At 66.4% G+C, this 25,723-nt stretch carries 23 protein-coding genes; 8 read left to right on the forward strand and 15 right to left on the reverse strand.

Annotation, left to right across the window (positions count from 1 at the left end):
* Positions 1–20 precede the first annotated feature (20 nt).
* The gene (locus tag EI545_RS13525; RefSeq protein ID WP_125325960.1) at positions 21–707 is read right to left on the reverse strand and encodes a hypothetical protein; all 687 of its coding nucleotides are present in this window, start codon (positions 705–707) and stop codon (positions 21–23) included.
* 113 nt (positions 708–820) lie between these two features.
* Here EI545_RS13525 and argE point away from each other — a divergent pair, with 113 nt between their 5' ends.
* Positions 821–1,969, forward strand: coding sequence for an acetylornithine deacetylase (argE, locus tag EI545_RS13530; protein ID WP_245990027.1), 1,149 nt, complete (start codon positions 821–823; stop codon positions 1,967–1,969).
* A gap of 110 nt (positions 1,970–2,079) precedes the next feature.
* Here argE and EI545_RS13535 read toward each other — a convergent pair whose 3' ends face one another.
* Positions 2,080–2,685 (reverse strand): DUF1287 domain-containing protein, encoded by a 606-nt coding sequence (locus EI545_RS13535; RefSeq protein ID WP_125325962.1) that lies wholly within the window; start codon positions 2,683–2,685, stop codon positions 2,080–2,082.
* Between the two features lie 100 nt (positions 2,686–2,785).
* Here EI545_RS13535 and mnmH point away from each other — a divergent pair, with 100 nt between their 5' ends.
* Complete coding sequence (gene mnmH / locus EI545_RS13540) at positions 2,786–3,838, forward strand: tRNA 2-selenouridine(34) synthase MnmH (protein ID WP_125327501.1); 1,053 nt, start codon at positions 2,786–2,788, stop codon at positions 3,836–3,838.
* A gap of 59 nt (positions 3,839–3,897) precedes the next feature.
* Here the strand turns inward: mnmH and selD are convergent, their stop codons facing one another.
* On the reverse strand, positions 3,898–6,087 hold the full coding sequence (gene selD, locus EI545_RS13545; RefSeq protein ID WP_125325963.1) for a selenide, water dikinase SelD: 2,190 nt from the start codon (positions 6,085–6,087) through the stop codon (positions 3,898–3,900).
* 119 nt (positions 6,088–6,206) lie between these two features.
* Between selD and EI545_RS13550 the strand changes: the two genes are divergently transcribed.
* Positions 6,207–6,419 carry a hypothetical protein gene (locus EI545_RS13550; RefSeq protein ID WP_125325964.1) on the forward strand — a complete coding sequence of 71 codons (213 nt, stop codon included), beginning with the start codon at positions 6,207–6,209 and terminating at the stop codon, positions 6,417–6,419.
* A 126-nt stretch (positions 6,420–6,545) separates the two neighbouring features.
* On the opposite strand, the gene EI545_RS13555 is transcribed toward EI545_RS13550, so the two are convergent.
* The 7 genes from EI545_RS13555 to EI545_RS13585 form a co-directional block, all read right to left on the reverse strand.
* Complete coding sequence (locus EI545_RS13555) at positions 6,546–9,404, reverse strand: error-prone DNA polymerase (protein ID WP_125325965.1); 2,859 nt, start codon at positions 9,402–9,404, stop codon at positions 6,546–6,548.
* 203 nt (positions 9,405–9,607) lie between these two features.
* Positions 9,608–10,819: a lytic murein transglycosylase gene (locus tag EI545_RS13560; protein ID WP_245990030.1), complete on the reverse strand. Its 1,212-nt coding sequence runs from the start codon at positions 10,817–10,819 to the stop codon at positions 9,608–9,610.
* 120 nt (positions 10,820–10,939) lie between these two features.
* Complete coding sequence (gene rnr, locus EI545_RS13565; protein WP_125325967.1) at positions 10,940–13,171, reverse strand: ribonuclease R; 2,232 nt, start codon at positions 13,169–13,171, stop codon at positions 10,940–10,942.
* A 56-nt stretch (positions 13,172–13,227) separates the two neighbouring features.
* Positions 13,228–13,506 carry an MAPEG family protein gene (locus tag EI545_RS13570; RefSeq protein WP_164517299.1) on the reverse strand — a complete coding sequence of 93 codons (279 nt, stop codon included), beginning with the start codon at positions 13,504–13,506 and terminating at the stop codon, positions 13,228–13,230.
* A 208-nt stretch (positions 13,507–13,714) separates the two neighbouring features.
* Positions 13,715–14,128, reverse strand: coding sequence for a GNAT family N-acetyltransferase (locus EI545_RS13575; RefSeq protein WP_125325969.1), 414 nt, complete (start codon positions 14,126–14,128; stop codon positions 13,715–13,717).
* Positions 14,125–15,276 (reverse strand): succinyl-diaminopimelate desuccinylase, encoded by a 1,152-nt coding sequence (gene dapE / locus EI545_RS13580; RefSeq protein ID WP_125325970.1) that lies wholly within the window; start codon positions 15,274–15,276, stop codon positions 14,125–14,127. Before dapE ends, EI545_RS13575 begins: the two co-directional genes overlap by 4 nt.
* Positions 15,277–15,365: 89 nt before the next feature.
* Complete coding sequence (locus EI545_RS13585; protein WP_245990032.1) at positions 15,366–15,746, reverse strand: hypothetical protein; 381 nt, start codon at positions 15,744–15,746, stop codon at positions 15,366–15,368.
* Between the two features lie 192 nt (positions 15,747–15,938).
* Here EI545_RS13585 and EI545_RS13590 point away from each other — a divergent pair, with 192 nt between their 5' ends.
* The gene (locus EI545_RS13590; protein ID WP_125325971.1) at positions 15,939–17,507 is read left to right on the forward strand and encodes a choice-of-anchor L domain-containing protein; all 1,569 of its coding nucleotides are present in this window, start codon (positions 15,939–15,941) and stop codon (positions 17,505–17,507) included.
* A gap of 15 nt (positions 17,508–17,522) precedes the next feature.
* Here the strand turns inward: EI545_RS13590 and EI545_RS13595 are convergent, their stop codons facing one another.
* Positions 17,523–17,882, reverse strand: coding sequence for a hypothetical protein (locus tag EI545_RS13595; protein WP_164517300.1), 360 nt, complete (start codon positions 17,880–17,882; stop codon positions 17,523–17,525).
* Between the two features lies 1 nt (position 17,883).
* Complete coding sequence (dapD, locus tag EI545_RS13600; RefSeq protein WP_125325973.1) at positions 17,884–18,708, reverse strand: 2,3,4,5-tetrahydropyridine-2,6-dicarboxylate N-succinyltransferase; 825 nt, start codon at positions 18,706–18,708, stop codon at positions 17,884–17,886.
* Between the two features lie 79 nt (positions 18,709–18,787).
* Between dapD and EI545_RS13605 the strand changes: the two genes are divergently transcribed.
* Positions 18,788–19,609 carry an LOG family protein gene (locus tag EI545_RS13605; protein WP_125325974.1) on the forward strand — a complete coding sequence of 274 codons (822 nt, stop codon included), beginning with the start codon at positions 18,788–18,790 and terminating at the stop codon, positions 19,607–19,609.
* A gap of 40 nt (positions 19,610–19,649) precedes the next feature.
* Here EI545_RS13605 and EI545_RS13610 read toward each other — a convergent pair whose 3' ends face one another.
* Positions 19,650–20,861: a winged helix-turn-helix domain-containing protein gene (locus EI545_RS13610; protein WP_125325975.1), complete on the reverse strand. Its 1,212-nt coding sequence runs from the start codon at positions 20,859–20,861 to the stop codon at positions 19,650–19,652.
* A 180-nt stretch (positions 20,862–21,041) separates the two neighbouring features.
* On the opposite strand from EI545_RS13610, the gene EI545_RS13615 reads away from it, so the two are divergent.
* Positions 21,042–22,331: a cation:proton antiporter domain-containing protein gene (locus EI545_RS13615; RefSeq protein ID WP_125325976.1), complete on the forward strand. Its 1,290-nt coding sequence runs from the start codon at positions 21,042–21,044 to the stop codon at positions 22,329–22,331.
* A 4-nt stretch (positions 22,332–22,335) separates the two neighbouring features.
* Here the strand turns inward: EI545_RS13615 and rlmN are convergent, their stop codons facing one another.
* Together rlmN and EI545_RS13625 are read right to left on the reverse strand one after the other, a co-directional pair.
* Positions 22,336–23,508, reverse strand: coding sequence for a dual-specificity RNA methyltransferase RlmN (gene rlmN, locus EI545_RS13620; RefSeq protein WP_125325977.1), 1,173 nt, complete (start codon positions 23,506–23,508; stop codon positions 22,336–22,338).
* Between the two features lie 126 nt (positions 23,509–23,634).
* Positions 23,635–24,153 (reverse strand): invasion associated locus B family protein, encoded by a 519-nt coding sequence (locus tag EI545_RS13625; protein ID WP_125325978.1) that lies wholly within the window; start codon positions 24,151–24,153, stop codon positions 23,635–23,637.
* 170 nt (positions 24,154–24,323) lie between these two features.
* Here EI545_RS13625 and EI545_RS13630 point away from each other — a divergent pair, with 170 nt between their 5' ends.
* Together EI545_RS13630 and EI545_RS13635 are read left to right on the forward strand one after the other, a co-directional pair.
* Entirely contained in the window at positions 24,324–25,319 is a 996-nt protein-coding gene (locus tag EI545_RS13630) for an asparaginase (protein ID WP_125325979.1), read from the forward strand.
* A 55-nt stretch (positions 25,320–25,374) separates the two neighbouring features.
* A complete protein-coding gene (locus tag EI545_RS13635; protein WP_125325980.1) occupies positions 25,375–25,722 on the forward strand; it encodes a DUF2794 domain-containing protein in 348 nt (115 codons plus the stop codon).
* The last annotated feature ends 1 nt before the right edge of the window (position 25,723 follow it).

Below are 25,723 nucleotides of genomic sequence, written 5' to 3' on the forward strand. Positions count from 1 at the left end.
GACAAATTCGGTCATCTGCATCAGTTGCCGATAAGGCGATAGCTGTTCACCGTAGCGCCGGGATTGTGGATGCTGGCCGTGAAAAACCCGTTGCGGGCCGGGGTCAGGCGGCAAAGCGCGGGGTCACGCGACAGCGGCGAGGCGCAAAGGATGTTGCCCGCCTCATCAGTCAGGGTCAGGGACAGGGGGCCATCGCCATCGCCGATCAGGGCAAGTTCGGCCGCCACCTCGCCGAACAGGGCAAGGCGCCAGGTGTCGGTCTGGCCGGGGCCAAGGTCGGCCCTTGCCTCGGTCGCGGTTTCCAGGCGGCCTCGCGGCAGCTGGGCATCAAGGTCATAGGCCAGATCCTGCAGATCGGGATCGTCGCCCACAAGGTTCCGGGCGATGGCAAGCGCTGCGGCACTTGCCGGATCGGGGGCGGCGGTGCGGCCCGTCGGGGCGTCGGGGACGGGATCGCCAATGGTTGTCCGCTCCCACCCGCCGGCAGGGCGCAGGGTGACGCTGCGGGCAAGGCGGATGGCGACCAGCATGGGCAGAACGTCGCCCGTGGAAAGGGCTTGGTCCCAAGTGCGCTGAGCCAGGATCAGACGCTGGGCCGTGCCATGGGAACCGGACGGGTTGGCCGACAGGTTCGGCTCCTCTGCGCTGGCGGGGGCCAGACCCAGAGCAAGGATCAGGGCAGACAAAAGGCTGGTGCGGCGGGTCATCGGCGGTTTTCCAAGGCTGGGGCGGACTGTGGCAAAGCCAGCCTGTGGGGACAAGTGAGGAAACCTTTCCGCGCCCGCGATTTCCCGGTAGCACGAAGGAAACGGAGGTGACCATGCACGAGATCCTGGAACGGCTGCTGGCGTTCGACACGGTCAGTTCAAAGCCCAACATCGCGCTGATGGGCTATGTGAAGGGGCTGCTGGAGGAAGCAGACATTCCCGTCGTGCTGGTGCCGGATGCGGGCGGGGGGAAGGCGAACCTTTACGCCACCACCGGCCCTGCGGGGATGGGGGGTGTCATGCTGTCGGGCCATACGGATGTGGTCCCGGTCGAGGGGCAGGCCTGGACCAAGCCGCCCTTCGCGCTGACCCAAGCTGACGGCCGCATCTACGGGCGTGGGGCGGCGGACATGAAGGGCTTTGTCGCCTGTGCGGTGGCGGCGATGCTGCAAGCCTCACGCCGGCCCTTGCGGGTGCCGCTGCATCTGGCGCTGTCCTATGACGAGGAGATCGGCTGCATGGGGGTGCGCAGCCTGATCGACATGCTGGAGGCGGCCCCGGTGCGGCCGCGGTTCTGTATCGTGGGGGAACCCACGGGGATGCAGGTGGCGACAGGGCACAAGGGGAAGGTGGCACTCCGCGCAACCTGCGTGGGGCGTGAGGGGCATTCGGCGCTGGCACCCCTGGCCTTGAACGCGCTGCATCTGGCGGGGGATTTCCTGGCGGAGGTGCGGGGCTTGCAGGCCGAGGTCGCCGCGACGGGGCTGCGGGATGGCGACTATGACGTGCCTTACACCACGCTGCATGTGGGCAAGATGTCGGGCGGGGTGCAGGTCAACATCGTGCCGAACCATGCCACGCTGGACTTCGAGATCCGGTCCCTTGCGGGCGAGGATGTGGCAGGGCTGATCACCCGGCTGGAGGCCGCGGCGGAGGGGATCGTGGCCCCCCTGCGGGCTGAGTTTCCCGAGGCGGCGATCCGGGTGGAGCGGTTGTGGGACTACCCCGGCCTTGGCACCCCCTCGGACGCGGGGGTGGTCAACTTTGTGAAAGGTCTGACGGGGGCGAACGGGACGATCAAGGTTGCCTTCGGGACGGAAGGCGGGCTGTTCGATCAGCGCCTCGGCATCCCCACGGTGATCTGCGGGCCGGGGTCGATGGCACAGGGGCACAAGCCGGATGAGTTCGTCACGGTGGAGCAGCTGGAGCGATGCGAGGCGATGCTGGGGGCCCTGATCGGGCGGTTGGAGGCGGGGATCTAGGGGAGGTGCCCCGGGCGGGGACAGGGGGACCCGTATAGCAGTGTGTGGGAGAGTCGGGTCGGTCCCCGACCTACGACGGATGTTGGAGCAGCGCCGGTCTGAAGCCCGGCCTACTGGGCGAGGGACTTCAGTTTGTCCACCGCCTCGACCGACAGGCGGTAGTGGCCGGTCATGGGGTAGGTGAAGAGGATATCCTCCTCCTGCGCGCCGGCGCCGATGTTGTGGAGGATAAGGGGATTGCCCTCGGCCGTGCGGCGGTCGGAGACGATACCGATATGGGCAAGGTTGCCGGGCAGCGTCCAGGTGACGATATCGCCAGGCAGGTAGGGCGTGGGGGCATCGGTCAGGGGCAGGTCTGCGCCGATGCGGGTCAGCAGCGTTTGCAGGTTCGGCACGCGGCGGTGGTCGATGTTGCGGTCAGTGCGCGTCAGGCCCCAAAGGGCCGGGTAGGCAGAGAAATTCGCCTGCATGTCGCGGTTGATGGCCAGTTGCAGGTCGATGTCCCAGGCATCGCGCAGGGCGCGGATCACCACATCGGTGCAGACGCCCCGGTCGCGCGGCAGATCGCCGCCGGGGAAGGCGAGGGCGGTGTAGGCGGGGTCATAGGTGACGGTGACGCCGACCTGATCACGGGCGGCTTCGGTCAGGCGCGACGGCTCGACCCCGGCGAAGGCGGGGGCGGTGAGGAGGGTGAGGATCAGGGCGATGCTGCGCATGCGCGTGATGATGCGCTTTGGCGCGGAGTCTGGCGAGGGGGGATTTCTGACGGAAGCGATGGGCTGGCACCTTTCCGCCGGGTCCGGTAATAGGTTCGTGATGGCGATTACCCTCACCTCATTGGCCGATCTTGCCGCGCAGGACTTCGATGACATCATCGATGTGCGCGCCCCGGCGGAGTATGCCGAGGATCATCTGCCGGGCGCGATCTCGCTTCCCGTGCTGAGCGATGAGGAGCGGGCGCGGGTCGGGACGATCTACAAGCAGGTGTCGCCCTTCACCGCGCGCAAGCTGGGCGCGGCGCTGGTGGCGCGCAACGCGGCGGCGCATCTGGAGGGCCCTTTGGCCGACAAGCCTGGGGGCTGGCGGCCGCTGGTCTATTGCTGGCGCGGGGGGCAAAGGTCGGGGTCCTTCGCGACGATCCTTTCGCAGATCGGCTGGCGGGTGGAAACGCTGGCGGGCGGCTACAAGGCGTGGCGGTCGCTGGTGGTGGAGGCGGTGTATAACACGCCGGTCCGGTCGCCGGTCGTGGTGCTGGACGGGAACACGGGGTCTGCGAAGACCGAGGTATTGAACCTGTTGCCGGGGTTTGGGGTGCAGGTGATCGACCTTGAGGGGCTGGCGCGGCACCGGGGGTCTTTGTTCGGCTCCGTGGGCGAGCAGCCGTCGCAGAAGGCGTTCGAGGGGTCCTTGGCGCAGGCGCTGGCGGGGCTGGACCCGGCGCGGCCGGTGGTGGTGGAAGCGGAAAGTTCGAAGATCGGCGAGCGGCGGTTGCCACCGGAGATCTGGAAGGCGATGGTCGCAGGCCCAAGGGTGGCGATTGCGGCACCCCGTGGGGTGCGGGCAGAGTATCTGGCGCGGGCCTATGGTGACCTGACGGCGGATGCCGGGCGGCTGGCGGCGACGGTGGATTTGCTGCGGCCGATGCAGCCGGGCGAGGTGATCGACGGCTGGCAGGCCTTGGCCGGGGCGGGGGAGTTCGTGGCGCTGGCCGACGGGCTGATGGAGCGGCACTACGACCCGCGCTATGGCAAGCACCGGGCGCGGATGGGCAATCCGCTGGTTGAGGTGGAGGCCGGGGACCTGTCACCCGCAGCGCTGCCAGAGCTGGCGGCGCGGGTGGCAGAGGCGGTGCAGAGGCTGGCGGGGTAGGCCGGAATTTTCAAAAATTCCGGCCCGATTTCCTTGAGGAAATCGGCTTTGCCCCGGTGTCAGGGCACGACGGTCAGATGTGGCTGTCCTGCAGCAACCTCACCGATGATCGCGGCGTCATGGCCTTGGCTTTGCAGCTGATCAAGCAGATCAGCCGCCAGCGCCCGTGGCACAGCCGCCAGAAGCCCGCCGCAGGTTTGCGGATCGGTGAGAAGGAGCGCGCGGGGGTCGTCTGGGGCGGTCATCCGCCAACTGACGGCCGCAAGGTTCGCGGGCTGCAGTGAGGAGGCCTGGCCCATCGACGCCAGTTCCAAAGCGCCGGGCATCAGGGGAATGTCCGAAAGCCGGACCGTTGCCGCGCAACTTGAGCCGTCCAGCATCTCCAGCAGGTGACCGGCGAGGCCGAAGCCGGTGACATCCGTCATCGCATGGGCATGAGGGGCAAGGGTGGCGGCGGCGGTGGCTTGGGCGCGTGACATCTGGGCGATGCAGGCGGCCCAGACCTCACCCAGCATCAGGCGGTCCGGCTGCGCCATGGCCATCTCTGCCGCTAGGATGGTGCCGGAGCCGAGGGGTTTCGTCAGGATCAGCGCGTCGCCCGGCTGTGCGCCGTGCTTGGGGATGGCGCGGGCTGCCGTCCCGGTGACGGTGAAGCCGATGGTCAGTTCGGCCCCTTCGGTGGAGTGACCGCCGACGATATCGGCCCCGGCGGCGCGGAAGGTGGCGGCGGCTTCCTCCATCACCTCGGCAAGCATCCGGGTCTGCAGGTCAGGGCCAAGGCGCGGCAGGGTCACCTGTGCAAGCGCCACCTGTGGCGTGGCACCCATGGCCCAGATGTCACCCAGCGCATGCAGGGCGGCAAGGCGGGCCATCAGGCGCGGGTCATGGCTGAAGGCGCGGAGGTGATCGGTCGTCAGAACCTGCACGCCAGTGGGCGTGGCAAGGATCGCGGCATCATCTCCGTGGCCAGAGAGCACCTCGGGCCGCTGTGGCAGGGGAAGGGTGGCAAGGGCGGTCGACAGGGCGCCGGGGCCAAGCTTTGCGCCGCATCCGCCACAAAGCGGACGCTGGTCAAGAAACGCCGTCAGGCCTTGGGTGGACGGGCTGGGCAGCGGGGGGGTCGGCATTGCGGGGTAGGGACCGAAGCGGTCCATGAAGGCGCGGTCGATCCGGTCCTTGAGCCGCCAGAGGCGGGGGCCGGTGACGGTAAGCCCCCATTTCTCGGCCGTGGCGGATCTGGTCCCGAGCGAGATGAGTTTCAGGTAGTCGGATTGCGGTTTGAAGGGGCGCAGCGGTTGGCCTGACAGCGTGGCGCGGAGGTTGTGAAGCAGGACGGGTGCCGCGCGGACGGCGAAGACCCCGGCCTTCGGGCGGGGGTCATGGGCCAGTGTGGCGCAGTCGCCAGAGGCGAAGATGCGCGCGTCCGAGGTGCGCAAGCTGGCGTCGGTGGCGAGGAACCCGTTGACGTGGTCAAGGCCGATGTCGGCCAGCCAGGGCTGCGGACGGGCGCCGGTCACGGTCAGCGTGAAGTCAGAACCGATCTCCTCGCCGGTGGACAGGGTGAGGCTGGACGGACCGACGGCGGTGACATTCGCCCCAAGGCGAAGGGTGACGCCAAGGGCCGAGAGCGCGCCGAGGACGGTGCGCCGCGCGCGCGCGGAGAGGTCCGGCAGGGGGCTGTCGCCCCGGTCGAACAGGGTGACCTGCGCCTTTGCGCCCTCGGTTTGCAGGCGGTGGGCGGTGGCCAGCGCCAGTTCCACGCCGCCAAGGCCCGCCCCAAGGATCGAGACCCGCGGATAGGCAAGGCGGCGGGCAAGGAATGCCTCCCACCGCGCGGCATAGGCCCCGAGGGGCTTTGCCGCCACGGCATGATCCATCGCGCCGGGCAGGCCGGGCAGGTCCGAGGTGATGCCGATGTCGATCGCGGCAAGGTCATAGGGCAGGGGCGCACGACCGGTCAGGTGGATAAGGCGCGCATCGCGGTCGATGCCGGTGGCGCGGTCAAGGATCAGACGGGCATTCGCAAAGCGTGACAGGCGGACGAGGTCGATCATCAGCTCGTCCCGCCGGTAATGCCCGGCGATGAGGCCGGGCAGCATGCCGGTATAGGGGGCGACGGGATCGGGGTTGATGACGGTCAGGCGGGTGCCGGGCAGCGGGTCCATCGCCCACATCCGCAGGACCAGCGCATGGGCATGGCCACCGCCAAGCAGGACAAGATCGCGGATCGGGGGATAGGCGGGGTTCATCGGGTCGCGGTTTTGCCTGGGTTTGGGACGATGCCGGTTGTGGGGCCGTTCCGCCGCGACCGCAAGCGGTGGTTCCGGCGGCGGCGCAATCGTGATTGCGCGATTTGCCGTCCGTCACGATGCAGAGCCGCGAGACGCGGCACGGCTTTCAGGCCGCCTGCGCAGGCTTGCGCCCGCTTGGCTTCGCGGCCCTTGGGGCAGGCGTTCAGGGTGGCGCCGGCTGGCAGTGCCTGCGGTGTCTGTGGCTGCCTCCGGCGGGAGTATTTGGCAAAGAGCAGGTGCAAGACCCGCGCATCCCGGCGGTCGGTGCGATCTGGCAGGACGACTCCTGAGACCAGTTGCTCTTTTTCAAATACTCCCGCCGGAGGCGTCTACAGGGTCTTTGCGCGCGCGGGTTCAGGATCGTCGCCCGGCAGCGCCGTCCGCAGGGGCTCGATGCCCCGAGGACGGCACCCCTTTCAGGCAGCGTCCAGCGTGGGGCGCAGCAGTGCGACCGGATGGGCGCGCAGCGTGAGGCGCATGGCGAGGTAGTCTTCGACCACCGCCTCGCCCAGAGTCATCTCGCGGAAGGTGACGGTGGGTTCGGCGATGACCTCGCCTTCCATGTCGGTGGCGAAAAGGGGCAGGGCGGGGCCGGGGGCAAGGCCCTCGGCGGCCCAGAGCGCATCGCGGCGGCTGATCCCGAGCGCGGCGAAAGCGTCGGCTTCGGCAAGGCGGGCCAGCACGTCCGGCGCCACACCGGCGCGGCGCCAGACGTCCTGCACAGTATGATAGCCGTTGCCACGGGCGCAGACGATCCAGCGCGCCTCATCCTCGGCCATGCCCTTGATCTGGCGAAAGCCAAGGCGGAGGGCCAGTTCGGGGGGGGCTTTCGGGTCGGCCTCGGGCAGGCGCACCCATTCCATGCGGTTGTCCCAGGTGCTGGACTGGATGCAGGGGGGCAGGACGATCACGCCATGTTCGCGGGCGTCGCGGACGATCTGGGCCGGGGCGTAGAACCCCATCGGCTGGCTGTTGAGCAGCGCGCAGGCGAAGATGCCGGGGTGGTGGCGTTTGATCCAGGCCGAGGCGTAGACCAGAAGCGCGAAACTGGCGGCGTGGCTTTCGGGAAAGCCGTAGCTGCCGAAGCCTTCGATCTGGGCAAAGCAGCGCTGGGCGAAGTCGGGGTCATAGCCGCGCGCCAGCATGCCGGAAATGAAACGGTCCTGAAACTCGCTCACCGACCCGTGTTTCTTGAACGTGGCCAGCGAGCGGCGCAGCCGGTCCGCCTCTTCGGGGGTGAAGCCTGCGCCGACGATGGCGATCTGCATGGCCTGTTCCTGAAACAGGGGCACGCCAAGCGTCTTGGCGAGCACCTTTCCCAGCGCGTCCGAGGGGAAGCTGACCTGCTCTTGCCCATTCCTGCGCCGCAGGAAGGGGTGGACCATGTCGCCTTGGATGGGGCCGGGCCGGATGATCGCGACCTGAATCACCAGATCGTAAAAGCAGCGCGGGCGCATCCGGGGCAGGAAGTTCATCTGCGCCCGGCTTTCCACCTGAAAGACGCCCAAGCTGTCGGCGCGGCAGAGCATGCGGTAGGTCTCGGCATCCTCGGGCGGGAGGGTGGCGAGGGTGAAGCGCTGGTTGTGGTGGCTTTCCAGCAGGTCAAAGGCCTTGCGGATGCAGGACAGCATCCCCAGCGCCAGAATGTCGATCTTGAGGATCTTCAGCGTGTCGATGTCATCCTTGTCCCAGGGGATGATCGTGCGGTCCTCCATCGTGGCGTTTTCCACGGGACACAGTTCATCCAGCCGGCCTTCGGTGATGATGAAGCCTCCGACGTGCTGCGACAGGTGGCGGGGGAAGCCCTGAATCTCGTCGATCAGCGCCATGGTCTGGCGGAGGCGGCGGTCCTTCGGGTCCAGCCCGATTTCGGCCAGCCGCGTGTCGGTCACCGCGCCTGGCCCGCCCCAGCCCCAGATCTGGCTGGACATGGCGGCGAGGGTGTCTTGCGACAGGCCCATCGCGCGCCCCACCTCCCTCACCGCGCGTTTGCCGCGGTAGTGGATGACGGTCGCGCACAGCCCCGCGCGGTGGCGGCCGTATTTTTCGTAGATGTGCTGGATCACCTCTTCCCGACGTTCGTGTTCGAAGTCGACGTCAATGTCGGGCGGTTCATTGCGGGCTTCCGAGATGAAGCGTTCAAATACCATCGTGCCGATCTCGGGGGAAACCGAGGTCACGCCAAGCGCGTAGCAGACGACCGAATTGGCAGCGGACCCCCGCCCCTGACACAGGATGCCACGGCTGCGCGCGAAGGCCACGATGTCGTGGACGGTGAGGAAGTAGGGCTCATAGCGCAGCTTGGCGATGAGGGTCAGCTCATGCGCCATCTGGGTGCGGGCCTTTTCGGGCGGGCCTTCGGGATAGCGCCAGTTCAGGCCCGCCTCGGCCAGCCTTGCCAGCCGCTGTGGGGCGGTTTCGCCATCGGTGTTTTCGGACGGGTAGTCATAGCGGAGTTCATCCAGCGAAAAGGCGGCGCGGGTGGCGATGTCCCCGGCGCGGTCGACGGCGGGTTCATGCCCGGCGAAGATCCGCAACATCTCGGCCCTGGAGCGGAGGCGGCCTTCGTTGTTGGGCAGCGCGCGGCGGCCAAGCTTGTCCACCGGCACGCCCAACCGGATGGCGGTCAGGGTGTCGGCAAGGCGGCGGCGCGATCCATGGTGCAGGAAGGGCAGGCCAGTGGCGACGGTGGGAATGCCAAGCGCCCCGGCCAGTGCGGCAAGCTGGCGGAACCTATCGGAATCCTGCCCGTCATAGCGTGGGGCCATGGCGAGGCTGACCTGACCGGGAAAGTGGCGGGCCAGTCGGCGGGCATGGGCCTGCCAGCGCGCCTTGTCGCCCATCGGGGCGGGGGGAGCCTCGGCCAGGGTCAGGCGCTGGTCGGGGGGGAGGAGCAGCATCTCCAGCCCCGCGCCCCAGTCGAGGAGGTCCTGAAGGTCAAGCTGGCAGTCGCCCTTGGAGGCGCGCAGGCGGCCCTTGCTCAAAAGGCGGCACAGCCGCCCCCAGGCCGCCCGGTCGCGGGGCAGGCAGGTGACTTGAAAGCCGTCCGTCAGGATGATCCGCGCCGCCGGGATCAGCCGGACGCGCGGGCCGCCATCGCGCGCCAGCTCCCGCGCCCGGGTATGTGCCCGGACGATCCCGGCGACCGAGTTCACATCGGCCACCGCCAGAGCGGGCATGCCCATTGCGGCGGCACGTTCCATCATCTCCTCGGGGTGGGAGGCCCCGGTGAGGAAGGTGAAGTTCGTCAGGGCAGAGAGTTCGACGAAGGACATGCAGGCCGCGACTCGGTCATTTGGAACAAAGGTAGAACATATTGCCATGGTCGCGCCCGCCCGACCAGCGGCATCGGGGGTTGGGCGGGTCGTGAATCGAGCGCGTTCCGCGCGAAGACCTTTTGTCTCGCCTGTCGCGCGCAAGCGCGCAACCGGCTCGGGCGTTGCCTCCGGCGGGGATATTTGCGCCAGTCTGAAAGGGCTTAGCGTAGGAGGGTCAGTATCTCGAGGCTGGGATAGCCGTCGGGGACCATGCCGCGCGCCTTCTGGAAGGCCTTGACGGCGGCGATGGTCTTGGGGCCCATCCGGCCATCGACGCCACCGGGGTCAAAGCCGGCCTGACCGAGGCGGTCTTGCAACTCGCGGCGTTCGTCCAGCGTCAGCGCCCGCAGATCGCGTGGCCAGGTGGCGGCGATGGGGGGGCCGCCTTTCAGGCGGTCGGCAAGGTGGCCAATGCCGATGATATAGGCGTCGGCGGTGTTGTATTTCTCGATCACCTGAAAGTTCGGGAAGATCAGGAAGGCCGCACCCCGGTGGCCACCCGGCAGGAGGATGGAGCCGGGGCCATGATCGGGCAGGTCGCCGCCTGAAGCGGTACGGATGCCCATGGCCTGCCAGTCCGGCACGGGCTTGACCACACGCTCGGTCGTCTGGTCATAGTCGAAGCCTTCTGGCAGCGTGACCTCCAGCCCCCAGGGTTGGCCAGTGGTCCAGCCCCAGTGCCGCAGGTAGTTGGCGGTGGAGGCAAGGGCATCGCCGGGGTCATCGCCCCAGAGGTTGCGCTTGCCGTCACCGTCGAAGTCGACGGCGAAACGTTCCCAGGAGGAGGGCATGAACTGGGTATGGCCGCTGGCCCCGGCCCATGAGCCGGTGAAGGTATCGACATGGCCACCGTCCACGATCTTCAGCGCGGCGATCAGTTCCGCCTCGAAGAACGCCCCGCGCCGCCCGTCATAGGCCAGCGTCGCCAGCGACCCCAGCACCGGCAGGTCGCCGCGGTAGGTGCCATAGGCGCTTTCCAGCCCCCAGACGGCGGCGAGGATCTCTGCCTCAACCCCATACTCCGCTGCAATCCGGTCAAGGAGGTCGCGGTGCTGCGCCAGCGCCTTCAGACCCAAGGCCACCCGGTCCTCGGACACGGCGGTATCAAGGTAATCCCAGATCGTCTTGGTGAATTCGTTCTGGTTGCGGTCGCGTTCCACGACCTTGGGGTTGAACTCCACCCCGCGCAGGGCGGCATCAAAGGTTGCCGCGGGCATCCCCGCCGCCAAGGCGCGGGTGCGGAAGTCCTGCACCCAGGCGTCAAGCCCCGCTTGTGTGCCCATCGTCGCCTCTCCCTGCGCCGCATCGGGCAGGATCGTTTGTGCAGCCGCAGGCCCCTGCAGCAAAGCCGCAAGGATCACCCCAACCAACATCCGCCTCATCCTGCCACCCAACCCCGCCTCATGAACCGGAACAATTTATCTAAAACTTGCGCTTTCTCTTCGACAAATATCCCACGGGAGGTCTGGAGGGTGTGAAACCCTCCAGTCCCGTCATTTCCGCCGGCGCACCACCCGCCGCTTTGCCGCGGCCTGGGCCGGTTTGCGGGGCTGGTACTTGCCCGATTTGCGCCCGGCCGGTTTCATCGTGGCGCCTTCGACCGACAGAAGCTCCAGGATCAGCCCGCCCGTCACTGGCACGGCCTCGGCCAGCCGCACCATGACCTTTTGGCCCAGCCCAAGGGTCAGCCCGGTTTCAGAACCCGTCAGGGTCTGGCTGCCTTCATCATAGTGAAAGAACTCACGCCCAAGGGCGCGGATCGGGATCAGCCCGTCGGCCCCGGTCTCGTCCAGCCGGATGAACAGGCCAAAGCGCTGCACCCCTGAGACCCGCCCCGCGAACTCTGCCCCGACCCGGTCGGCAAGGTAGGCGGCCAGATACCGGTCATTCGTATCCCGCTCGGCCGCCATGCTGCGCCGTTCGGCTTCCGAGATCAGCTTGCCGGTTTCCTCCAGGTTCTCCACGTCCCAGGCCGATAGCCCGTCTGAGCCCCAGCCATGCCCGGCAATCAGCGCGCGGTGGACGATCAGGTCAGAATACCGCCGGATGGGCGAGGTGAAATGCGCGTAGTTACGCAGCGCAAGGCCGAAATGCCCGAAATTCTCGGGGTGGTAATAGGCCTGCGTCATCGACCGCAGGGTGGACAGGTTGATCAACTCGTCAAACTCTGTCCCCTCGGCCTGGGCGAGCAGCCGGTTCAGGTGGCTGGTCTGCAGCACCTGCCCCTTGGCAAGGGTCATGCCGGCGCCTTCGGCCACCTCACGCAGAGCGTCCAGCTTCAGGGGTGAGGGTTCTTCGTGCACCCGGAACAGCAAGGGGCGCTTCAGGCGGATCAGTTCCTCGGCGGCGGCGACGTTGGCCAGCACCATGAATTCCTCGATCAGCCGGTGGGCGTCCAGCCGGTCCTTGAACGCGACCGAGGTGACGTGGCCATCGTCATCCAGCACGATCTTGCGCTCGGGCAGGTCAAGCTCCAGCGGTTGACGCGCCTCGCGTGCGCGGGTCAGGGCGGCGTAGGCGGCGTACAGCGGGCGCAGCACGGGTTCAAGCAGAGGCGCGGTGGCGGCATCGGGGGTGCCGTCTATCGCCGCCTGCACCTGTTCATAATTCAGCGAGGCCGCAGACCGCATCAGGCCCCGTGTGAACCGGTGGCTGCGTTTGTGGCCGCCCGCGTCGATCACCATCCGCACGGCCAGACAGGCGCGGTCCACGGCTTCGTGCAGCGAGCAGAGATCGCCCGACAGAATATCGGGCAGCATCGGCACGACACGGTCGGGGAAGTAGGTCGAATTCCCGCGCTTCCTCGCCTCACGGTCCAAGGCCGAGCCCGGCGTGACGTAATGCGCCACGTCGGCGATGGCGACCCAGAGGATGAAGCCGCCGGGGTTGCCGGGGTCCGGGTCGGCTTCGGCCAGCACGGCGTCATCCCGGTCGCGGGCATCGACCGGGTCGATGGTGAGCAGGGGCAGATCGCGCAGGTCCTCGCGGCCCTTTAGACCCACGGGTTCGGCGCGGTCGGCTTCAAGGATCACGGCGTCGGGGAACTGGTCGGGGATGCCGTGCTGATGGATCGCAATCAGACTTGCGGCGCGGGGACCGGAGGGGTCGCCCAGCCGGGCCAGCACCCGCGCGGCGGGAAGGCCCATGCGGCGGGTCCCGACCAACTCGCCTTCAACCAGCTCGCCGTCCTTGGCGCCCAGTGTCATGTCCGACGACACGCGCCATTCCTTGTCCGACCCCTTGTCGATCGGCTGGATGCACCCGCCTTCGGCACTCACCCGGAAGACGCCCAGCACCTTGGCCGGGTTCGACCCCAGCTTGCGGATCAGCCGCGCCTCATAGGCGTAATCATCCAGATCCACCTTCGCCAGCCGCGCAAGGATGCGGTCGCCGCCGCCAAGGGCCGGATCGCCCTTCTTCGGGATGATGAGGATGCGAGGGGTGTCGTCCACCCCCTCCTCCAGCGGCCGGGCGTAAAGGTCGCCGCCAGAATCCGGCGGCAACACCTGCAACACGGCCACCGGCGGGAGCACCCCCTTCTCATGGAACCGCCGCATGGTCTTTTCCACCACGCCCTCGCCCTCAAGCTCGCGCAGCAGGCGCTTCAGCTCGATCCGGCCATCGCCCTTGATGCCGAAGGCCTTGGCAATGTCGCGCTTGGCCGAGAGGCCGGGGTTGTCGGTGATCCACTGTCGGATCGCGTCTTTTGAAGGGAATGAGCTCATGCCGACTGCCTAGCATGACACGGCTGCAAAGCCTATCCCCCGGGGGAGGCGGCGCCCTAGAGCAGCGCCATCACGACGCCGACCAGGCCCATGCCGATCAACCCGAGGACGGCAAAGAACTGCGCCCCGAAGGCTGGCCCGCGCGACGCCGGATTGGCCATGTAGGACAAAAGGTAGACCACGCGCGCCACAAGCCAGACCAGCCCGATGGCCGCAGCCCAAAGGTCGCTCATCCACAGCGCCGCCATCCAGAGGCCGATCAGCAGTGCGGGTGCCGTTTCGACCGCGTTCATCTGGACGCGCAGGGCGCGTTCCAGAAGCGGGTCGCCGGTCACGGCGGGGGGCCGAGATCTTGACCTTGCCACGCACGATGCTGACGTTGATCGCGATCCACAGATAATACAGCGCGATCAGCAGGGTGATCAGAGAGGTATAGACCGGCAATGTCATCGGAAGTCCCTACAGGTTAAGGTTTTTTCATTCGATAGCCGCCGCCGGTGACAAAAGCCAGCGCTTCCCGCGCGGTAGCCCGCAGGCAGGATGTCACAGGTCCATCACCATCTCGCGGTGCGGGATGCCGGCGTCGATGAACTCATCGCCGATCACCTGGAACCCCAGCGCCGCGTAGAACCCGGTCGCATGGCTTTGCGCGCCCAGCGTGACCCGGCTGATCCCCGGCATGGCGCGGAACTGGTCCAGCGCCGACCGGATCAGCGCCGCGCCCAGCCCGGTGCCCCGTGCCTGACGCAGGACGCAGACCCGTCCGATCTTGCCCGTGGCGCCCTTGACCAAAAGCCGCGCGGTGCCCACCGGCACGTCCCCCTCGAAGGCCAGAAGATGGATGGCCGAACCATCCAGCCCGTCCACCTCATCCGCCTCGGACACGCCCTGCTCTTCGATGAACACCGTCCGGCGCAGGCGCTGGCAGGTGGCGATGTCCTGCGTGACCGTGATCATGCGAAATAGTCCCGCAGGATGCGGCCATAGATCGCTTTCAGAGTGTGGATATGCGCAATGTCCACCCGTTCATCCACCTGATGCATCGTCTTGCCCACCAGACCGAATTCCACCACCGGGCAGTGATCCTTGACAAACCGCGCATCCGACGTCCCGCCCGAGGTGGAGGCGACGGGTTTGCGCCCGGTCTCTGCCTGCACGGCCTGTGCCACCAGCGCCGAAAGTTCACCCGGCGGGGTCAGGAAGCTTTCGCCGGAGATCGAGATTTTCAGCCCGATCTCGACCCCCGTTGCCTCGGCCACCACCTCGGCTTCATGCCGCAGCCAGGCTGACAGGGTATCGCCGGAATGGGTGTCGTTGAAGCGGATGTTCACCGTCGCGGTCGCCCGTGCCGGGATCACGTTGTTCGCCGGATTGCCGCAGTCTATCGTGGTGATCGCAAGGGTGGACGGGTCGAAATGCGGCGTGCCCCGGTCCAGCGGTTCCGCCTCAAGCCGGGCGAGCAGCCTGACCATTGCCGTCAGCGGGTTCTTGGCCCGGTGGGGATAGGCGCTGTGGCCTTGCACGCCGGTTGCGGTGATGTGGGCGGTCATCGATCCGCGACGGCCGATCTTCATCATCTCGCCCATCTCCTGCGGGCAGGTGGGTTCGCCGACAAGGCAATGCGTCATCCGCTCGCCGTTGAAGGCCATCCAGTCAAGGATCGCGATGGTGCCATCCTTGCCTTCGCCTTCCTCATCGCCGGTGATGGTGATGATGACGGCGCCGTCGGGTGGCGTGTCCTGCACGAAATCCACGGCGGCGGCCACGAAGGCCGCGACGCCGGATTTCATGTCGCAGGCCCCGCGGCCGTACATAACACCGTCCACGACGTCGGCGCCGAACGGGTCATGCGTCCAGGCGGCGGCATCGCCGACGGGCACCACATCGGTATGGCCGTTGAAGCCGAAAGCGCGGTTTGCGCCGCGTTGCCCCCAGCGGGCATAAAGATTGGCGATCCCGCCGCGATCCACCCGGGTGCAGGTGAAGCCGGCATCCGTCAGCAGCGTTTCCAGCAGGGCAATCGCCCCGCCTTCTGCCGGGGTGACCGAGGGGCAACGGATCAACTGCGCAGTCAGGTCGGCAGGGTCAAGCGGGTAGGGGGGCATGCAGCATTCCAGACGTGTTCTTGTTACCCCTTTGCGTATCGCCTTGGGCAGCGGGCCGCAACTGCAACGGGTGGCCGCTTGTCGACCTGTCAGTCGAAGAAAGGGGTCATCTCGGCCACGATGACCGAATTTTCAGCCAATGCCCGCATCATCAGCGCCTGCTCGTCCGGGTCGATCTCGTCCCCCGCCTTCAGGCGGTCTTCCAGCGTGCCGTGGCCGGTCACTTCCAGCGGGGCAAGGTCGGCCTCTTTCAGAATGGCGACGGTTTCGCGAACGGCCTCGGCCTCATCCACGCCGGAGGCATAGACCACAAGCCCTGCGCCCGTCGCCTTTTCGGGCAGTCCGTCACCGGCCTTGCGGCCTACTTCGACGACCAGAGTGTAGACTTTCTGTGGCCGTTTCGGGCGCGCGGCATCGGGCCCCGATCCGGCCGCGGGTGGCGTTCCGTCGTCGTTGGTTCCGTCTTCCATGCCGATCCCCATGCCTTTGCTTCGAAGTGGCGGGGACGGCCAAGTTTGTCAATGGTGCCCCGCCAGCCCCCAAGAATGACCACCCAAGTGCCTAAACCATGCCGTAAATTGCATGCATTTTTTCCCAACGCATTAGCCGAAACGAAGGAACTTCGGTGCGTTGTTGCCCAAGGCGGGCACTTGGAGGGTGGAATGGTTGATGCAGTGAAATTGCCGGTGACGACGGGTGTCGATGCCATGCAGATGGCTGAGACCATGTTTGGCAACAGCATCCAGATTGTCAGTGCCACCTATTCAGGCGACCCCCAGTCCAGCGGCATCTACAGCAACGCATTGGACATTGCGCCGGGCGTTGCCCCGTCGGATACCGGGGTCATCCTGTCCACCGGCAGGGCCAGCGATTTCACCAACGCTTCCGGTCAGGCCAACCAGACGGCCTCACGGTCCACCAATACCTCGGGGGCGAATGGCGACGCGGATCTGAACAGCGTCGCCGGCACGCAGACCTTTGACGCCGCGATCTTCAGGGCAGAGTTTGTGCCCGACGGTTCGGTTCTGACGATGCAGATCACCTTCTCGTCCGAGGAGTATCTGGAATACGTCGGGTCGGGTTTCAACGATGCCGTCGGCGTCTGGGTGAACGGCCACAAGGCCGAACTGACCGTGGGCAACGGCGACATCTCGATCAACAACATCAATCCCGGGTCGAACGGTGACCTGTACGTCGACAATGCCAACGACCAATTCAACACCGAAATGGACGGCTTTACCGTCACCCTGACGCTGAAGGCCGAGGTGGTACCCGGCCGGGTCAACACGATCAAGATCGGCATCGCGGACGGCGGGGACGCGGCCTACGACAGCAACCTGCTGATCGCCGCCGACTCGGTCCAGACGTCGGTTGTGGCGGGCGATGACACGTTCTCGGTGGCCTTGGGGGGCCAGACCACGGTCGACCTTCTTGCCAATGACAGCAACTCGGGCAGCGGAACGCTGACGATCACCAAGATCAACGGCGTGCCGGTCACGGCGGGCAGCACGGTCGTCCTGCCCTCGGGGCTGGTGATCATGGTGAACGCCAATGGCACGATCACCGTGGTCAGCGGCTATTCCGATACGCTGGGCGATGCCAGCTTTTCCTATGAGGTGATGAACGCCGCCGGAATCACCGATGTGGGGTTCGTGACCGGGGATGTGGTGCCCTGCTTTGTCGAAGGGGCCCGGATCGACACGGCGCGCGGGCCGGTTCCGGTGGAAGATGTGGTGGTCGGCGATCTGGTGCTGACGCTGGACAGCGGGTTTCAGCCGGTCCGTTGGCGCGGGGCGCGGCGCGTGGCTCGACCGGGGGCGCTGGCTGCGGTGCGCATTCCGGCCGGGACGTTCGGGGACCATGGTTCGCTCGGCGTGTCGCCGCAGCACCGGCTGTACCTGACCGGATGGCGGGCCGAACTTTACTGTGGTGAGGGCGAGGTGCTGGTCAAGGCCGCGCATCTGGTCCGCGCAGGCCGTCTGCGGCAGGATGGGCCGGATGTCGCGGTGACCTATCACCACCTGCTGTTCGACCGGCACGAGATCATCCGGGCCGAAGGCTTGTGGAGCGAAAGCTATCACCCCGGCCCGGCCACGCTGGGCGACCATGACGCCGAGACGCTGGAAGAACTTCTGACGCTGTTCCCGGAACTGGCGACCGATCCGGAGCATGGCTATGGCCCGATTGCCCGGCCCGAAGCCACGGCGAAGGCAGCGGCGCTGCTGGTGTGACCGAGCTATCGCCGGTCAGCGACAGGTCCGCAGTTCACTGACAGACCCATCCTGAATGACTGCGATCCCTTCCGGCAGTCGCATCAGCATGATCCGGTAGCTGTAGCTCTCGCCCTCGCCAGCGCATTGCGCGTCGTAAAGGATGGCGTCCATGCCTGTGACCGGTACGGGGTTGGTCAGGCTGCACTGGTTTTCCACCCCGGTGAACACGTCCCCCTGCACGGCCAAGGCACCGCCGTCCTGACCCACGCTTTGGCAATCCCAGCCTTCGGCCCAGGCGTAGTCCGGGCGGTAAATCCCGTCGAACGGCCCGGCGGCAAGCGGGGCGGCGCCCATGGTTGCAAGTGCAGCGATCAGGGGGCGATGGATCCGCATCTTAATCCCGCAGCAGTTCGTTGATGCTGGTCTTGGACCGGGTCTGGGCATCGACCTTCTTCACGATCACCGCGCAATACAGGTTGATGCCGCCCTTGGAGGGCATGGACCCGGCCACGACGACCGACCCTGCCGGAACCTCGCCATACATGACTTCACCGGTTTCGCGGTCGACGATCTTGGTGGATTTGCCGATGAAGACGCCCATGCCGAGGACCGATCCTTCGCGGATGATGCAGCCCTCCACCACCTCGGAGCGCGCGCCGATGAAGCAGTCATCCTCGATGATGGTGGGGCCGGCCTGCATGGGTTCCAGCACCCCGCCGATCCCGACGCCGCCCGACAGATGGACGTTCTTCCCGATCTGCGCGCAGGACCCGACGGTGGCCCAGCCATCGACCATCGACCCTTCGCCGACATAGGCCCCGATGTTCACGAAGGACGGCATCAGGACCACGCCCTTGGCGATATAGGCCGACCGGCGGACGATGCTGCCGGGAACCGCCCGGAACCCCGCGTCACGCCACTGGTTCGCACCCCAGCCCTGCCACTTGGACGGAACCTTGTCCCACCAGTTGGACCCGCCGTTGCTGCCGGAAATTTCGTACATGTCGGTCAGGCGGAACGACAGCAGCACGGCCTTCTTGGCCCACTGGTTCACATGCCAGTCCTGCCCGCGCTTTTCCGCCACGCGCAGGCTGCCGGAATCCAGCGCCGTCAGAGTGGCCTCGATGGCGTCCCGCGCCTCGCCCTTGGTCGCGGGTGTGATGCTGTCCCGGGCCTCCCATGCGGCTTCGATGGCGGCTTCAAGGGCGGCGTAGGACATGGAAGGTTCCCTTTTCGGTTGGTCACGGCGGCCCTGACCCTATAAGGCTGATAAAAGCCCCACGCAATCCGAGTGCCCGATGAAAGACGAACCCCGCAACCACCCGTTCCGCGACAGTGTCGAAGATATCGCGGCGACGAAACGTATCCCGGATACGCCGCAGACCCGGGCCCCGGCCTATCGGCTTGCCTTCGCCGACCGCGATTTCATGACGCGTGAGGAGTTGCGGCCGGTACGGTTGCAGCTGGAACTGCTGAAGCCGCAGCTGATCATGGACGAACGCGGGATCGAATCCACCGTGGTCATGTTCGGCGGCGCACGAATTCCTGCCCCGGAACACCGCGAGACGGCCCGGACCAAGACCCTTGCCGACCTGTCGCATTACTATGACGAAGCGCGGCGCTTTGCCCGCATCATGACGGAGCGCAGCCTTGCCACCTATGGCCGCGAGAATGTGATCGTCACCGGGGGCGGCCCGGGGGTGATGGAAGCCGGGAACCGTGGCGCGGACGAGGCTGGGGGCCAGTCCATCGGCCTGAACATCGTCCTGCCGCATGAGCAGGCACCGAACGCCTATGTCACGCCGGACCTGAGCTTCAACTTCCACTACTTCGCGATCCGCAAGATGCATTTCCTGATGCGGGCCAAGGCGGTCTGCGTCTTTCCGGGCGGCTTTGGCACGCTGGACGAGATGTTTGAAAGCCTGACGCTGATCCAGACGAAACGGATGAAGGCGATTCCGTTCCTGCTGTTTGGCCGCAAGTGGTGGGAGACGGTGATCAACTGGCAGCATCTGGCTGACGCGGGGGTGATCAGCCCTGAGGATCTGAACCTGTTTTCCATGGTGGAAACCGCGGAAGAAGCTGTCGGCGTGATCGACAGCTGGGTGGAGCCTTGCTGACAGGGCGGGCCAGTCCACCCGGGACCGGGGTCCCGCTGCCCTAGCCGATGGGCTGGATCATCGGTTCGCGTACCCAGCCGTCCAGAAACTCCACCCGATCACAGCCGGCAAAGCGGGCAAGGCGGTCAAGCTCGGCCCCCAGCCGCGCGACCCGGGCCTTGGTCAGCCGCACCCCTGGTTCCGGCCAGAAGCCCTTCACCCGCAGGCTGCTGGCATCGCGGAAGGCTTTGGCGTCGATCCGGCCGATCAGCTGATCGCCTTCCAGCACCGGAAAGACATAGTAGCCGAACGTCCGTTTGGGTTCCGGGACGAAGACTTCGATCCGGTAGCGGAAGCCGAAAAGGAATTCCGCCCGCGCCCGGTCACGCAGCGCGGGGTCGAAAGGCGACAGGATGCGCAGGCGTGCGGGCGGTTCGGGTGGGACGTCGGTCAGCACATCAGGGGTGGCATAGGTTCGGCGGCGTTGGCCGGTGGCGCCTTCCACCTCAACCTCAACAATCCTGCCTTGCGCCAGCGCGGTCTGGCACCAAAGCTTGGCCGCCTCGGGGCCGATGGCGTTCCAATAGGCCGCGATCTCGCCACTGGTGCCGAAGCCGAGGTGACCAAGCGCGCTGTGGCAGGCCCAATCCGTAACCTGTTCGGCCGGGACCTGCGCGCGGTGCGCTTCGGGGATCACCCGTTCGGTCAGGTCGTAGATCTTGCGAAAGCCTTCGCGCCGGGTCACGGCGATCTGCCCGGTCCGCCACAGCCATTCCAGCGCGGTTTTCGACGGGTGCCAATCCCACCAGCCGCCCTTGCCGCGCACCTCACCCTCGCCCACGTCGCTGGTGCCGACGGGGCCGTCGCGGGCGATGCGGTTCAGGATCGTGTCGAACTGCGCCTCGTACCCGTCGCGGAACCAGCGCCGCCAGTTGTGGTGCAGGCGGTCGGCATCGCGGGCAAAGCGGTGCTGCCAGACGCCGTGCAGCCGGGCCGGCAGGATCGAGGCGTCATGCGTCCAGTGTTCCCAAAGGCTGCGGTCGCGTTCCAAGAGCCGCTTCAGCGCAGGCGGGCGATAGGACTGCCGCCGCGACCACAGGATCATGTCATGCGCCCGGGCAACGGTGTTGATGCTGTCCACCTGAACAAAGCCGATCCGGTCGATCAGCGCATGCAGCGCGTCACCGCTGGCAGGGCCGGTCGGAGCCTCGGCCAGGGCGTGGCGGTGCAGGAAATGGCGGCGCGCGGTGGCGTTCGGGATCAAGGGGGCCATCTGCCCTGCGTAGCACTGTGCACCCCTGTGACAAAAGCGGGAAAAACCCTCGAAACGTCGCAGAGAGCGTTGGAGAATTAACTATTTCGACTTAGCGTTACAGTGTCTTCCCTCCCTTGGACCAAGCCTGCGCATCGCCGCGTGCCGTTCACGGACGAAGGCCGGAAAGGACCGCCACCATTGCCCCATGAAACGCCTCTGATCACCACCCTTGTCGCGGGCTTTGGCCTTGCCTTTCTGTTCGGCCTCTTGGCGCAGCGGCTGAAGCTGCCGCTGATCGCGGGCTATCTTTTGGCGGGTGTGATCATCGGCCCGTTCACGCCGGGTTATGTGGCCGACATGGGGCTGGCGACCGAACTGGCGGAACTGGGGGTGATCCTTCTGATGTTCGGCGTCGGCCTGCACTTTTCCCCGCGCGACCTGATGGCGGTGAAGGCGATTGCGGTGCCCGGTGCGCTGGGCCAGATCGCGGTTGCCAGCAGTTTCGGCACCGCGATGGGCTGGCTGATGGGGTGGAGCCTGGGGGCAGGGCTGATCTTTGGCCTTGCGCTGTCGGTCGCGTCAACGGTGGTGCTGCTGCGGGCGCTGCAGGACCGCGATCTGTTGCAGAACGAAAAGGGCCGCGTCGCGGTGGGCTGGCTGATCGTCGAGGATCTGGTGATGGTGCTGGCGCTGGTCCTGATCCCGCCCCTCGCCGGGCTTCTAGGGGGGACACCCCTGCCCGTGGGCGAAGACGCCGAGATCGTGGCCGAGGTGGGCAGCGGCATCGGCATCGGCCCGATCGCGGCGACGGTCCTGATCACGCTGGTCAAGGCGGCGGCCTTTGTGGCGCTGATGCTGGTCGTCGGGCGGCGGGTGATCCCTTGGGTGCTGCATTTCGTGTCGCACACCAAATCGCGTGAGCTGTTCCGGCTTGCGGTTCTGGCCATTGCGCTGGGCGTGGCCTATGGGGCGACGCATTTCTTTGGCGTGTCTTTCGCGCTGGGGGCGTTCTTTGCCGGGATGGTCATGTCAAGCTCCACCCTGTCGTCACAGGCGATGCGTGAGACGTTGCCGTTGCGCGATGCCTTTGCCGTCCTGTTCTTCGTGTCGGTGGGGATGCTGTTCAACCCGTCCATCGTGCTGTCGGCCCCGCTGGCGCTGCTGGGGACGGTGCTGATCATCATCGGGATCAAGTCGGTCGTGGCCTACTACATCGTCCGGGCGTTCGGGCATGACCATGACAAGGGCCTGACCATCGCCGCAAGCCTGGCGCAGATTGGTGAGTTTTCGTTCATCCTGATCACGATGGGGGTGACGCTTTCCATCGTCCCACCCGAAGCCCGCGATCTGGTGGTGGCGGGGGCGATGATCTCGATCCTGCTCAACCCGCTGTTGTTCCATCTGCTGGACAGGCAGTTGGCGCGCAAGGCAGCGGCGCCCCCGCCCGATGCGCCAGAGGCGGCGGCAGAGCCGACACCGCAGGGCTGACGGGTCAGAGACCGGCTTCGGCGGCGATTGCGGCCTTCGACTTCCGCGCCCGCTCGGTGGCCGATTTCAGCTGACCACAGGCGGCCATGATATCTTCGCCGCGCGGGGTGCGGATCGGGCTGGCGTAACCGGCGTGATAGATGATGTCGGCAAAGGCGTGAATCCGGTTGCCGGACGACCGCTTGTAGGGCGCACCGGGCCATTCGTTGAACGGGATCAGGTTGACCTTGGCCGGGATGCCTTCCAAGAGCTTCACCAGCCGGTGCGCGTCTTCCTTGGTGTCGTTGACGCCCTCAAGCATCACATATTCAAAGGTGATCCGTTCGCTGTTCGACAGGCCGGGATAGGCCTTCAGCGCCTCAAGCAACGTGGCGATGTTCCAGCGCTTGTTGATCGGAACGAGCTGGTCGCGCACCTCATCCGTGGTGGCGTGAAAGCTGACGGCCAGCAGGCAGCCGATTTCTGTCGCCGTGCGGGCAATCTCGGGCACGACTCCGCTGGTGGACAGGGTGATCCGGCGGCGGCCAAGGGCGATGCCTTCGTTGTCCATCACCACTTTCATCGCGTCGCGGACGTTGTCGAAGTTGTAAAGCGGCTCACCCATCCCCATCAGCACGATGTTGGAGATGAGGCGCACTTCAACCTTCGGCGCGCCCTGCACGGGCCATTCGCCAAGGTCGTCCCGCGCCAGCATGACCTGACCGACGATTTCCCCTGCCGTCAGGTTGCGGACCAGTTTCTGCGTGCCGGTGTGGCAGAAGGAACAGGTCAGCGTGCAGCCCACCTGCGAGGAAATGCACAGCGTGCCCCGGTCGGTTTCGGGGATATAGACCACCTCAACCTCATGCCCGCCGGCGATGCGGACAAGGTATTTGCGGGTGCCGTCTTCGGAAATCTGGCGGGTGACGACCTCTGGCAATTCGATCGTGAAGTGATCGGCCAGCAGCGCGCGGTAGTCCTTGGCAAGGTTGGTCATCAGCGCGAAGTCGCGGACGCCCCAGTGGTAGACCCACTGCCAAAGCTGCCCAAGCCGCATCTTGGCCTGCTTTTCCGGCGTGCCGGCGGCGATCAGGGCGGCGCGCAGCTGGTCACGGGTCAGGCCGATGATGTTGGTCTTGTCGCTGACGGGCAATTTGCGCGGCAGGGTCAGCACGTCTTGCGTGATCGGGGCGGTCATCTGGGTCAGATCTTTCGGTTCAGGCCTTGCGACAGGCGATCTGGGGAAGGTGCGGGGGATATAGGTGATTCCCGGCCAAAACAAAAGCGCCCCGCAACGGGGGCGCTTTCAGCCGTGCAATCCGGATTACTTGCAGCGCTGTTCGGCGTCCGTCATCGCAGCGGTAAACCCGCGGAGCGAGAAGGTATCCACCGTCTGCGTCCCCCGGCCGGACCGTGCGGTCATGACGGCCGTGGTGCCGTTCTTCATCGCGGCAAGCAGGGCGGCGTCATCCTCGGCACTGCCTGGCCAGGCCCATTCACCGTCGGTGAACAGCTGATAGGGCTGGCCGTCGACTGTGACATCGACGGTTGACCCGCCCGCGAAGGGATAGCCGCCGGTAAAGCTGATCTCACCGGGTTTGCCGGGGCGGAAGGTGACGAACAGCAGCACATCGCCGCGCCGCACCGATACCGGCTGACCGTCGCGGGTGTTCACCATTTCCTTCGGCTTCGACACGCCCCAGCATTCCTTGGGGCTTTCCTCGGTGAAGACGTTCCAATCGGTCATGGTGGCGACCCGGTTGGTGGATTCCTGGGCGAAGCCAGCCGTTGCAGCAAACGAGATTGCGGCAACCGCAAGCGTGCGACCGAAAAGGGAAGTCATGTCTGACGCAGCCTCCAGCTGTCTTGTGCCTCTGCGCCGATGCCCGGGGCTTTTTGAACCCTTTTGACTGGCGTGGCGCAGTTCTACCCGATATTCCACCCATAGACAAAAACACCAATCCGCGAAAGCCCTGTGGGCGACAATTCGCGCATATGTGACGGGATACCCTGATGCCAAATCCGGAACCGATGGTCGAGCTTTGGCGCGGCGGCCTTTTGGAAAGCACCCATGCGGGCCATGCGGTGATCTGCGGCGCCAAGGGCGTGGTGCAGGCCTGGGGTGATCCCGGCGCGGTGATTTTCCCCCGGTCGTCGTGCAAGATGATCCAGGCCCTGCCCTTGGTGGAAACCGGGGCCGCCGATGCCGTGTGCCTGACCGACGCGCATCTGGCGCTGGCCTGCGCCAGCCATCAGGGAGAGCGTCGGCATGTCACCATGGCCGCCGACTGGCTTTCGACGATTGGTCTTGCTGAACCCGCCCTGCGCTGCGGCGCGCATGAACCCTATGACCGGGTAGAGCGGAACCGGCTGATCAAGACCGACTCCAGCCCCTGCCAGCTGCACAACAACTGTTCCGGCAAGCATTGCGGGTTCCTGACCGTGACGCAGCACATGAAAGCCGGCCCGGAATATGTCGAGGTTGACCACCCCCTGCAGCGCGCGATCCGTCAGGCGACCGAAGAGGTGACCGGCGAAACCGTCGCGGGCTACGGGATCGACGGCTGTTCCGCCCCGAACTTTGCCGTGTCGATCACCGGGCTGGCCCGTGCCATGGCGCTGTTTGCCAATGCCAGTGAGGGCGGCGACACACGGTCGCGCGCCATGCACCGGCTGACGCGGGCCATGGCCACCTATCCGGAACTGGTGGCGGGTGAGGGTCGCGCCTGCACCGAACTGATGCGGGCCATGGGCGGGAAAGTGACGCTCAAGACCGGGGCCGAGGCGGTCTTTGTCGCCATCCTGCCGGAACAGAAGCTGGGCATGGCGGTGAAAATCACCGATGGCGGCACGCGCGGGGCCGAGGCGGCGATCACCGCACTTCTGGTGCGGGCGGGGGTTCTGGACGCCAACCACCCGGCGGCGCAAAAGCGGCTTGGTGGCACGCAGACCAACTGGCGCGGGCTGCAGACCGGCGAAACCCGCACTGCCCCCGGCTTTCCGGGCTGACCTGCCGGGGTGAATCGCCAGTTGATTCGACAGTCGAAGCGGGTAGACTTTCCCGATGAATGCAGAAGCGCCCATCCCGTTCCCGACCCCCAGCCATGGCACGGATGAGGTTGTCAGCTTCAACCGCAAAGAGCTTGGCCAGATCCTGCGGGTCTATGGCCAGATGGTCGCGGCGGGCGAATGGCGCGACTATGCGATTTCAGCCTTGCGCGATCTTGCGGTGTTCAGCGTCTTTCGCCGGACCGCCGAACACCCGCTATACCGGATCGAGAAGCGCCCGAAGATGCGGCTGCGGCAGGGGCTTTACGCCGTCGTCGGGATGGACGGCCGCGTCCTGCGCCGGGGGCAGGATCTGGAACAGGTGCTAAAGGTGCTGGAGCGCCGTCTGATCGGCCCGGTTTGAC

It is taken from the genome of Tabrizicola piscis (genome assembly GCF_003940805.1).
GTDB classification, from domain to species: domain Bacteria; phylum Pseudomonadota; class Alphaproteobacteria; order Rhodobacterales; family Rhodobacteraceae; genus Tabrizicola; species Tabrizicola piscis.

Excerpts from the sequence above, each read along its gene's own strand:
- argE (WP_245990027.1), top strand. The coding sequence starts at position 821 with ATGCACGAGATCCTGGAACGGCTGCTGGCGTTCGACACGGTCAGTTCA.
- EI545_RS13630 (WP_125325979.1), top strand. The coding sequence starts at position 24,324 with ATGCCAAATCCGGAACCGATGGTCGAGCTTTGGCGCGGCGGCCTTTTG.
- EI545_RS13585 (WP_245990032.1), bottom strand. The coding sequence starts at position 15,746 with ATGGAAGACGGAACCAACGACGACGGAACGCCACCCGCGGCCGGATCG.
- EI545_RS13575 (WP_125325969.1), bottom strand. The coding sequence starts at position 14,128 with ATGATCACGGTCACGCAGGACATCGCCACCTGCCAGCGCCTGCGCCGG.
- dapD (WP_125325973.1), bottom strand. The coding sequence starts at position 18,708 with ATGTCCTACGCCGCCCTTGAAGCCGCCATCGAAGCCGCATGGGAGGCC.
- EI545_RS13535 (WP_125325962.1), bottom strand. The coding sequence starts at position 2,685 with ATGCGCAGCATCGCCCTGATCCTCACCCTCCTCACCGCCCCCGCCTTC.
- EI545_RS13590 (WP_125325971.1), top strand. The coding sequence starts at position 15,939 with ATGGTTGATGCAGTGAAATTGCCGGTGACGACGGGTGTCGATGCCATG.
- EI545_RS13635 (WP_125325980.1), top strand. The coding sequence starts at position 25,375 with ATGAATGCAGAAGCGCCCATCCCGTTCCCGACCCCCAGCCATGGCACG.
- EI545_RS13595 (WP_164517300.1), bottom strand. The coding sequence starts at position 17,882 with ATGCGGATCCATCGCCCCCTGATCGCTGCACTTGCAACCATGGGCGCC.
- dapE (WP_125325970.1), bottom strand. The coding sequence starts at position 15,276 with ATGCCCCCCTACCCGCTTGACCCTGCCGACCTGACTGCGCAGTTGATC.
- rnr (WP_125325967.1), bottom strand. The coding sequence starts at position 13,171 with ATGAGCTCATTCCCTTCAAAAGACGCGATCCGACAGTGGATCACCGAC.
- rlmN (WP_125325977.1), bottom strand. The coding sequence starts at position 23,508 with ATGACCGCCCCGATCACGCAAGACGTGCTGACCCTGCCGCGCAAATTG.
- EI545_RS13525 (WP_125325960.1), bottom strand. The coding sequence starts at position 707 with ATGACCCGCCGCACCAGCCTTTTGTCTGCCCTGATCCTTGCTCTGGGT.
- selD (WP_125325963.1), bottom strand. The coding sequence starts at position 6,087 with ATGAACCCCGCCTATCCCCCGATCCGCGATCTTGTCCTGCTTGGCGGT.
- mnmH (WP_125327501.1), top strand. The coding sequence starts at position 2,786 with ATGGCGATTACCCTCACCTCATTGGCCGATCTTGCCGCGCAGGACTTC.
- EI545_RS13610 (WP_125325975.1), bottom strand. The coding sequence starts at position 20,861 with ATGGCCCCCTTGATCCCGAACGCCACCGCGCGCCGCCATTTCCTGCAC.
- EI545_RS13555 (WP_125325965.1), bottom strand. The coding sequence starts at position 9,404 with ATGTCCTTCGTCGAACTCTCTGCCCTGACGAACTTCACCTTCCTCACC.
- EI545_RS13605 (WP_125325974.1), top strand. The coding sequence starts at position 18,788 with ATGAAAGACGAACCCCGCAACCACCCGTTCCGCGACAGTGTCGAAGAT.
- EI545_RS13560 (WP_245990030.1), bottom strand. The coding sequence starts at position 10,819 with ATGTTGGTTGGGGTGATCCTTGCGGCTTTGCTGCAGGGGCCTGCGGCT.
- EI545_RS13625 (WP_125325978.1), bottom strand. The coding sequence starts at position 24,153 with ATGACTTCCCTTTTCGGTCGCACGCTTGCGGTTGCCGCAATCTCGTTT.
- EI545_RS13550 (WP_125325964.1), top strand. The coding sequence starts at position 6,207 with ATGCAGAGCCGCGAGACGCGGCACGGCTTTCAGGCCGCCTGCGCAGGC.